Here is an 8,164-nt window from a genome sequence, read left to right as displayed (position 1 = left end):
CGGTGAACCAGGCCTCCAGGCCCTTGCGCACCCAGTCGCGCCCCGGCCAGAGGAAAACGTTCTTGGCGGTCTGCTGGCTGATGGTCGACCCGCCGCGCAGCTTCTTGCCCTTCGCATTGGCCTTCATGGCCTTCTCGATGGCGTCGAGGTCGAAGCCGTGGTGCTCGCAGAACCGCGCGTCCTCGGCGGCGATCATGGCGCGCACCAGGGTGGGCGAGATCTGTTCGATGGGAACCCACCTGCGCTCGAAGCCGTGGCCCTCGAACGCCCGCTGAACCATCAGGAACGTCAGCGGCGGCGGCACGAACCGGTACACCGCAACCACGATCACCGGGCCGATGAAGAACACCATTAGGCCGGCCACGATCACGGCCTTCACCGCCCCCAAGAACCCGCCGCCCTTGCCTCGCTTCGCCACGCTCTTGCCTTCCCCTAGCGACGCGCTGCCAAGGTCGTTCCGAAAAGGAAGACGGCCCGCGATTCGAGCGGCCCCATGTCGCGTCCCAGGATGCGATCTTGGGCGCGATTCGTGAGCCCCAGGTCAATGGAACCGCCATGAACGTCTCGGACGCTATCGCCCACCGCATCTCCATCCGCGCCTTCACCGAAAAGGTCCCTTCGCGAGCCGCCGTGGCCGATGTCCTGGAGAAGGCCTCGCGCGCGCCCTCGGGCGGCAACCTCCAGCCTTGGCGCGTCTACGCCCTGGCCGGCGAGCCCCTGGCCGCCTTCAAGGCGGAGGTGGCGAAGAACCCGATCGGCGAGGCGCCCGAGTACGACGTCTATCCGCCCAGCCTCTGGGACCCCTTCCGCACCCGTCGCTTCGAGAACGGCGAACAGCTCTACGCGTCGGTGGGCGCCGCGCGCGAGGACAAGGGCACGCGCCTGCGCTGGCTGGCGCGCAACACCGAGTTCTTCGGCGCCCCCGTCGGCCTCTTCTTCTGCCTCGACCGCAAGCTGGGCCCGCCGCAGTGGGCGGATCTCGGCATGTACATGCAGAACGTCATGCTGCTGGCCGTGGAGGCCGGCCTCGACACCTGCGCCCAGGAGTTCTGGGCCCGCTATCCGAAGACCGTGGCCAAGGCCCTGGACCTGCCCGACGACCACATGGTGTTCTCCGGCATGGCGCTGGGCTATCGCGACCCGGACCACCCCATCAACGCCTGGCGATCCACCCGCGACGCGGCCGACGTCTGGCTGGAGCTGAAGGGCTTCGAAGCTTGAGCCGCACCCTCCTGAGCCGCCTCGTCCTCTGCGCCGCCCTTCTGGGCGGCGTCTCCTACGTCGCCGGCTGGTTCCTCGACCTCCCGCCGGGTCTCAGCACCGCCTGGAAGGGGACCGGCGTCGGCCTGCTCGCCGTCTACGCCGCGCTCAACGCCCGCAGCCTCGACGGCTGGATGCTGGCGGGGGTCATGGCGTTCGGCGCCCTGGGCGACGTCCTGCTCGAGACCCACGGCCTGATCGTCGGCGCCCTGGCGTTCCTCGCCGGCCACCTCACCGCCATCGGCCTCTACCTGCGGAACCGCCGGCCCGACACCGCCCCGCGCCACTTGGCGATGGCCGCCCTGCTTTTCGTGACCATCACCGGCGTCGCCTACCTCCTGCCGCCCGACCGCGCCGGCGCGCCGGGCATCGCGCTCTATGCCTCGGGCCTCGCCGCCATGACTGCCTGCGCCTTCCTCAGCCGCTTCCCGCGCGCCCTGGTCTTCGCCGGCGCCCTGATGTTCGCGGTCTCCGACCTGCTGATCTTCCTGCGCACCGGCCGTCCCGCGCTGGACGGCTTCCCCATGGGCCTCGCCGTCTGGGGCCTCTACTTCGGCGGCCAGACCCTGATCGCGCTGGGCGTGGTGCGGACGCTTGAGGAGCGGCCGATTCAGCTTTCGTAGAGGATACCGCTTCACCCGGTCTTCAACCGCAGGCCGTAGCGTCCGGGGCATGCAGCTCACGCCCCACAAGCTGATCGGCCTCCTGCGCATCGCCGCCGTCGTGGCGGGGCTCGCCGCCGTGGCCGCCCTGTCGGGGCCGTTCAAGTACGATGATCTCGGCCTGCCCTTCCCGGACACGATCGCGCACGGGATGCTGTTCTATGGACTGACGCTGGTGGCCACCGGCGCCCTGCCGCGGTCGCGGTCCCTGGAGATCGCGCTGGCCTTCGTGGCGCTGGGCGGGGCCAGCGAGTTCGCCCAGTCGCTCGTGGGCCGCGAGATGTCGTTCCACGACTTCTTCGGCGATCTCGCAGGCGTCACCGCCGCCTATGCCCCGGTGGCCGTGGGCCGCCTGCGCGAGCTCGCCCGCACCCATCCGCACGCGACCTTCGCCGAGATCCGCCGCAACGACCGCCGCCAGCGCCGCCGCGCCCCGGCCGAGGCCGCCGTCCCCGAGTCCCTCGCCTAGATCCCGTATTCCGCCGCGAAGCTCGCGACCGGCGCCTCGGTCGTCAGCACCCGCAACGGGAACGCCATCCACGGCCGCTCGGGATCCAGCGCCGGCAGGTTCGCCAGCAGCGCGTCGGCCACCTCGGCCCGCACCCGCTCGCGGCTGTCGATCACCTGCCCCCAGCTCGACGTGCCCGTCAGGTGCAGCGACCCCGTCCACACCTGGCGCGAGCCGGCGTAGTCGGTCGGGAACAGCCGGCGGTAGGCCTCGACGTTGTACAGCCACGACTTGCCACGGATGGCCGTCGCCTGCGGATGCGTCTCCAGCACGTGGCGGGTCAGCGCCGCCAGCTCCGCCCGCCGCCGCGTCACCTTCCCCGACGCCAGCGGCCCGCCCGTCTCGTCTGTGTCGGCGTTGAAGAAGTGGATCCGCACCACGCCCTGCTCGTCCGGCGGATCGCACGCGAAGCAGCCGAAGCCGGCCTGCCCGGCCAGCGGGATCTGCTCCGGCGGATTGGCCGCGCAGGTCGCCTGCGACAGCGCCACCTGGGCGGCAAGATCCGGCGCACGCTCCAGCCTGCGGGCGTAGTCCTGCCACCCCGGCGCGCCGTCCTCCTCGGGGAGGTTCACCCCGAGGCCCATCCGCCGGTGCAGGTTGGTGTGGCGCAGGGCCATCTCGGCGAGCGGCGCCCCGGTCAGGTCGGCCATCCGCTCGGCCAGCCGCAACTGCACCTCGAAATAGGGGCCGAGGCGTTCGGCGCGGGCGGCTTGGGCGTCGGACATGCCGCCGGTCTAGCGTGCGGGGAAATAAGCCCGCAACATTCGCCGCGACGCTTACGCGTCCAATCGACAAGAACCTGCGGGAGGCTCCACCATGTGCGACGACGACATTCACGTTGGCCTGATCCACGACCCCACCGTTTCGCGCCGCACCTTCGGCCTGATGTCCGTGGCCGTCGCGGGCGGCATCGCCGGCGCCGCCCAGGCCGCGGGCGAGGTCGTCGAAAAGGACGTCGAGGTGAAGACCCCCGACGGCGTCGCCGACGCGGCGCTCTACTATCCCGCCGGCAAGGGAACCTGGCCCGCCGTCCTGATCTGGACCGACATCGCCGGCCTGCGCCCGGCCTTCCGCGAGATGGGCCGCCGTCTCGCCGCGCAAGGCCACGTCGTCCTGGTCCCCAACCCCTTCTACCGCTCGGTGAAGGGCCCGGTGGCGACGCCCGGCTTCGACTTCAACAAGCCCGAGGACCGCGCCCGCGTCATGGGCTACCGCCAGGCCATGACCAACGAGGGGATCGACAAAGACGCCATAGCCTTCTTCGCCTTCCTCGACGCCCAGCCGCAGACGAACCGGAAGAAGAAGGCCGGCGTCCAGGGCTACTGCATGGGCGGCCCGCTCTCGTTCCGCACCGCCGCGGCGGTCCCCGGCCGCATCGGCGCCGTCGGCTCGTTCCACGGCGGCGGCCTCACCACCGACAAGCCCGACAGCCCGCACCTGCTGATCCCCAGGACCAACGCCGCCTACCTGGTCGCGGTGGCGAAGAACGACGACGAGAAGCAGCCGGAGTCGAAGGACATCCTCAAGAAAGCCTTCGCCGACGCCAAGAAGACGGCCACCGTCGAGGTCTACCCCGCCAACCACGGCTGGTGCGTCAAGGGCAGCCAAGTCTACGACGAGGCCGCGGCCGAGAAGGCCTGGGCCGAGCTGACCGGGCTCTATAAGGCGGCGCTGGGTTAGGCAGCATGCCTCCTCTCCCCCGACACGAAGTGCGGGGGGAGACGGTAGGGAGAGGGGCGGCTCCGCACTTGGCCGGCCACTCCCGGTCCAGCGAGGACCATGGCTGATCCACCGAGACGGGGGGACAGGCCTGCGCCGCCCCTCTCCCTACCCTCTCCCCTCGGGCTTCGCCTCGGGGGAGAGGAGTCATTCACTTCACCCCGCCGCGCTCAAACGTCCCCGCCGGCCCCGGGAAGACCACCGGGCTCTCGAAGCCGTCCGCGCCGATGGCGCTGACGCCGAAGAACCAGTCGTCGATGTTCACGCCCGTGAGCTTGATCTGGCCGCTCGTGTCCGCCACCCGCGAGTAGCGCCACTGCGGCTCGGTCGTCCCGCGCCACCACACCCGGTAGGCCGCCGCGTCCGCCGCCGGCTTCCACTTCACCGTCGTGTCCGCACTGACCGCGCCCGAAATCTCCACGCCGGTCGGCGGCTTCGGCGCCTTCGCGAGCGCCGCCATGGTCACCACGTTCAGCCGCGTCACCTGCGCCAGGTAGGCGAAGTCGACGCCGTCCACCGTGTCGCCGTACTTGATGCCGTTCTCGGTGCGCAGGTCCTGGTGCTGGCGCGTGTAGTTCTCCACCGCCTCGGTGACGCGCACGGCCGGGAAGCCCGCCTTCAGCATCTCCACCTGGTCGCCGCCCCGGCTGAACCGGTCGGTGCGATAGACCATCACCACGTCGAAGTTGCTGAGGTAGCGGTCGGCCAGCCCGTCCATGAACCGGGCCAGGTTGCGCGAGGGGCTGTCCACCTCGCCGCCGTTGTAGCGTCGGCGGTTCGCCTCCTCGGCCGTCTCGGTCGTGCGCGTGCCTTCCGAGAAGATCCGCACGTGGGTGTTGTCGCGCGCGCCGCCGATCCCCTCGGTGTTGCCGACGATATCGTTGTTGAGATTGGCCTCCACGTCCCAGCCCTGGGCCACGGCGTATTCGGCCAGCACCTTGCCGCCCAGCAGGCCCTCTTCCTCGCCGGCCAGCGCCGCGAAGACCAGGGTGGCGGGGAACTCGTGCCTGCACAGCACTCGCGCGGCCTCCATCACCGCCGCCGTGCCCGAGCCGTCGTCGTTCGCGCCCGGCGCGTCCGAGGTGAAGTTCTTCGCGTCGGTGACCCGGCTGTCGTAGTGGCCCGAGATCACGATCACCCGGTTCGGATCCTTGGTCCCCGGCAGGATCCCCAGCACGTCCACCACTTCCGTCGGCCCGGCCAGGCGCTCGGCGGTCATCACCTTCGACGGGGTGGCCACCTTCAGCCGCCCGCCGCAGTCCTTCGACGCCGCCTCGAACTCCGAGGCGATCCAGCGCCGCGCCGCCCCGATGCCGCGCTTGTCCGACTTGGTGTCCGAGCCGGTGTGCCGCGTGCCGAACGAGACCAGCTTCTCGATGGTCGCCTTCTGCCGCGCGGCCGACACGCCGGCGGCCACCTGCTTCAAGAGCGGCTGCTCACCGCCCAGCGGCTGGGCGTGGACCGAGGTTGCGGCGAGGAGGGCGGCGAGGGAGAGGGTCACGGTGCGCATGGCGTCAGCTTAGCCGGACGGTTCGCCACCTGCCTAGCGGAGGGACCTGCCGACTTCCGCTTCGGCCCTGGCGCGCGAGACGACGGCAGATCTACCCAACGCTTCAGCCTCGATCAGGACAAAGCGCACTTCCCCCATATTCGCGCAACTGGAGTGAGGCGGGACCTCAAGACGCATCAGTAGGCGACTACCGCGCCTCGCCCAGCCGGCCGCCGTGGCGTTCACTGCCTCGGGTCCGTCGCAGTGCGCCAGGCCGGCGCCAAGTCGCGCGACTGTCTCAGCCAAGCCGGCGCCAACATCGCGCCCGTCAGCATCCAACAGCACGACTGACCATGTCCCGACGGCGCCTCCATCGCTTCCAGTCACTGCCACGCGCCGCCCATCGCGCGACCAGACCGCCTCGATCGTCGCTGGTGCAAAGGGTGTCTCGATCGGCCGTGCGACGCCACGCCGGATCATCACCAGACGCCCGCCCCGAAGACCTAGCCTCGCCTCACCATCGGGCGAGGAAAGCGAACCATCGCGGAGCTTGTTTGCCCCGGGGTTCCAGTCACCGCGCTCAGGGCCGGCGGCACCGGCTTGCCCGCCGACCATGACGAGAGCTGCAGCCGCGAGGGAGGCCCAGGCCTTCATGCACAAATCCTGTGCGCGACCAGAGCTTCGTAGTGCGGACGGGCTTGGTCGGCGATGCGGCGGAGATGGTCGGGGAGTGGCGCGCGTTCACGCTGCGGCTGCGCCTCGAAGCCGGTCGAGCGCTCCACCGCGTCGTACCAGGCCGGCGCCCACACCCCGTCCGAATTGCGGCGGCCCGCCGGCCAACTCAGCATCGCCGTGTCGAACGAAAGGCCCAGCACCCCGCAAAGGGCTGCCAGCATCCCGCGCGGGTCGGCCAGCACGTCGGCGCCGCGCACCACGGGTGGCGCGCGCCCCAGACGGTCGGCCTCCCGGTCGAACAACTCGCGCTGCTGCACGATGCCGATGTCCTCGAGCGTCACCTCGGCCCGCTTGACGGTGTAGGAGGCCAGCACCTCGGCCGGGTCGCGGATCAGGAAGGCGTTGGCCCGGCTCGCCGCCCAGTCCAGCCCGAACCCCGGCAGCATGTGGTGGGCCATGTGCTTCTCGTAGATGACCGGCCCATCCAGGGTGTCGAGCGCCGCGACGACCTCCGCCCAGGTCTGAGGCTGCGAAGCCAGCACCGCCTCGCGCATCGGATGATCCAGGCCGGTCTGCGCCAGGTAGGCGGCGTAGAACGGCTCGTCGACCACCTGGCAATCGGCCCGGTTCTCGAAGCTGCGCATCATGGCCGTGGAGATGTTCCGCGGCCCCGACCACATGGCGATCCGCAGGGTCATCGGGCGGCGTCCTCGTCCTTCAGCGCTTCGTAGGCCTCGCGCAGGCGCCGCGTCATCGGCCCCGGCAGCGCCTCGGGCAGCGCGTGGCCGTCGATCGAGCGCACCGGCGTCAGGCCGCCAAAGGTGCCGGTGACGAAGGCCTCGTCCGCTTCGGCCACGTCGCCCAGGTCGAAGTCGCCCAGGGTGATCGGGATGCCGTGCCGCCGGCACAGGGCGATGACGTTCGCGCGGGTGACGCCGTTGAAGCAGTAGTCGCCGGTCGAGGTCATCACCCGGCCGTCCTTCACCCAGAAGAAGTTCGTGGCGTTGCAGCTCGAAACGAACCCATTGGGGTCCAGCATCAGCGCCTCGTCCCCGCCCTTCTCGATGGCGTCCAGCAGGGCGCGGATCAGGGCCAGGCGGCTGTGCGAGTTCAGCCGCATGTCGAACATCTCGGCCGGCGTGCAGAGGATCGACGAGGTCGCCAGCGCCAGCCCCTTCGTCAGGATCTCCGGCGACGGATCCTTGTATTCCGCGGTGATGACGATGGTCGGCTTGCCCAGCCAGTTGCGCGGGTCCTGGTTGACCGCCTTCTTCTCGCCGCGCGTCACCATCAGCCGCAGGTGCGCGCCGTGCTCCATGCCGTTGGCCGCGAGCGTGCGCTCGATCTCGGCCGTCAGCTCGGCCGGCGTCAGGCCGATGTCGAGGGCGATGTCCTTCAGCCCCTTATACAGGCGCTCCAGGTGCGCCTCCAGGAACAGCAGCCGGCCCTTGTGCAGCCGCAGCCCCTCCCAAACCCCGTCGCCCAGCACGAACCCGGCGTCGAACACCGACACCTTCGCCTGGTCCTTCGGGACCAGCTCGCCGCTCACATAGACCTTGAGGTCGGCGTTCCGAGGGTCCGCCGCGAAATCCTGACTGCCTGCCATGCCCGCGAACCTAGCGGCGCCGCGCCCAGGCTCAAGCCCCCGCGCCCCGCCCCTCAGCTCGTCATCCCCGCGCTGGTCCCGGATCCATTACAGAGCGCCGGCTAGGTCTGCACCTCGCCCTGAACCGCCGCATGGGTGGCCGGGTCGAGCCCGGCCGTCACGAGCGGAGGGAGGCGGGCAAAAGAAAGTAAAGAACAACTTTGACTCCCTGCGGGGTCGCATGTTCTTCTTTCGTTCATGTCGCA

Annotated in this window: 9 protein-coding genes; 4 read left to right on the top strand and 5 right to left on the bottom strand. The window is 70.3% G+C overall.

The genetic code is table 11. The annotated features are described in order from the left end of the window. Positions 1-352 (bottom strand): transglycosylase domain-containing protein (locus Q0L11_RS08730; RefSeq protein WP_296596718.1); only part of this gene is annotated, 352 nt, incomplete at its 3' end. Positions 353-516: 164 nt separating this feature from the next. Here Q0L11_RS08730 and Q0L11_RS08725 point away from each other — a divergent pair. Genes Q0L11_RS08725 through Q0L11_RS08715 form a run of 3 tightly spaced genes read left to right on the top strand, consistent with a single transcriptional unit; the run spans position 517 to position 2,391 of the window. After that, a complete protein-coding gene (locus Q0L11_RS08725) occupies positions 517-1,221 on the top strand; it encodes a nitroreductase (protein ID WP_367183380.1) in 705 nt (234 codons plus the stop codon). Continuing rightward, positions 1,218-1,883 carry a lysoplasmalogenase family protein gene (locus Q0L11_RS08720; RefSeq protein ID WP_296596716.1) on the top strand — a complete coding sequence of 222 codons (666 nt, stop codon included), beginning with the start codon at positions 1,218-1,220 and terminating at the stop codon, positions 1,881-1,883. The genes Q0L11_RS08725 and Q0L11_RS08720 overlap by 4 nt, the downstream gene beginning before the upstream one ends. Before the next feature lie 49 nt (positions 1,884-1,932). Then, positions 1,933-2,391 carry a hypothetical protein gene (locus Q0L11_RS08715; protein WP_296596715.1) on the top strand — a complete coding sequence of 153 codons (459 nt, stop codon included), beginning with the start codon at positions 1,933-1,935 and terminating at the stop codon, positions 2,389-2,391. On the opposite strand, the gene Q0L11_RS08710 is transcribed toward Q0L11_RS08715, so the two are convergent. After that, entirely contained in the window at positions 2,388-3,155 is a 768-nt protein-coding gene (locus tag Q0L11_RS08710) for a hypothetical protein (protein ID WP_296596714.1), read from the bottom strand. The two genes, Q0L11_RS08715 and Q0L11_RS08710, sit on opposite strands and share 4 nt — an antisense overlap. 91 nt (positions 3,156-3,246) lie before the next feature. Between Q0L11_RS08710 and Q0L11_RS08705 the strand changes: the two genes are divergently transcribed. Beyond that, on the top strand, positions 3,247-4,110 hold the full coding sequence (locus Q0L11_RS08705) for a dienelactone hydrolase family protein (protein WP_296596713.1): 864 nt from the start codon (positions 3,247-3,249) through the stop codon (positions 4,108-4,110). Between the two features lie 190 nt (positions 4,111-4,300). Here the strand turns inward: Q0L11_RS08705 and Q0L11_RS08700 are convergent, their stop codons facing one another. From Q0L11_RS08700 to Q0L11_RS08690, 3 genes are all read right to left on the bottom strand, one after another. Continuing rightward, complete coding sequence (locus tag Q0L11_RS08700; protein ID WP_296596711.1) at positions 4,301-5,659, bottom strand: M28 family metallopeptidase; 1,359 nt, start codon at positions 5,657-5,659, stop codon at positions 4,301-4,303. Positions 5,660-6,288: 629 nt separating this feature from the next. Then, complete coding sequence (locus tag Q0L11_RS08695) at positions 6,289-7,011, bottom strand: hypothetical protein (RefSeq protein ID WP_296596710.1); 723 nt, start codon at positions 7,009-7,011, stop codon at positions 6,289-6,291. Further along, positions 7,008-7,919: an aminotransferase class IV gene (locus tag Q0L11_RS08690; protein ID WP_296596708.1), complete on the bottom strand. Its 912-nt coding sequence runs from the start codon at positions 7,917-7,919 to the stop codon at positions 7,008-7,010. The genes Q0L11_RS08695 and Q0L11_RS08690 overlap by 4 nt, the downstream gene beginning before the upstream one ends. Positions 7,920-8,164 lie beyond the last annotated feature (245 nt).

It is taken from the genome of Phenylobacterium sp., assembly GCF_024508875.1.
Taxonomy (GTDB): Bacteria; Pseudomonadota; Alphaproteobacteria; order Caulobacterales; family Caulobacteraceae; genus Phenylobacterium.
This window is presented reverse-complemented; position numbering and strand designations above follow the sequence as displayed.

Coding starts and splice junctions, on each gene's coding strand:
- Q0L11_RS08705 (WP_296596713.1), top strand. CDS start 3,247: ATGTGCGACGACGACATTCACGTTGGCCTGATCCACGACCCCACCGTT.
- Q0L11_RS08710 (WP_296596714.1), bottom strand. CDS start 3,155: ATGTCCGACGCCCAAGCCGCCCGCGCCGAACGCCTCGGCCCCTATTTC.
- Q0L11_RS08695 (WP_296596710.1), bottom strand. CDS start 7,011: ATGACCCTGCGGATCGCCATGTGGTCGGGGCCGCGGAACATCTCCACG.
- Q0L11_RS08690 (WP_296596708.1), bottom strand. CDS start 7,919: ATGGCAGGCAGTCAGGATTTCGCGGCGGACCCTCGGAACGCCGACCTC.
- Q0L11_RS08715 (WP_296596715.1), top strand. CDS start 1,933: ATGCAGCTCACGCCCCACAAGCTGATCGGCCTCCTGCGCATCGCCGCC.
- Q0L11_RS08700 (WP_296596711.1), bottom strand. CDS start 5,659: ATGCGCACCGTGACCCTCTCCCTCGCCGCCCTCCTCGCCGCAACCTCG.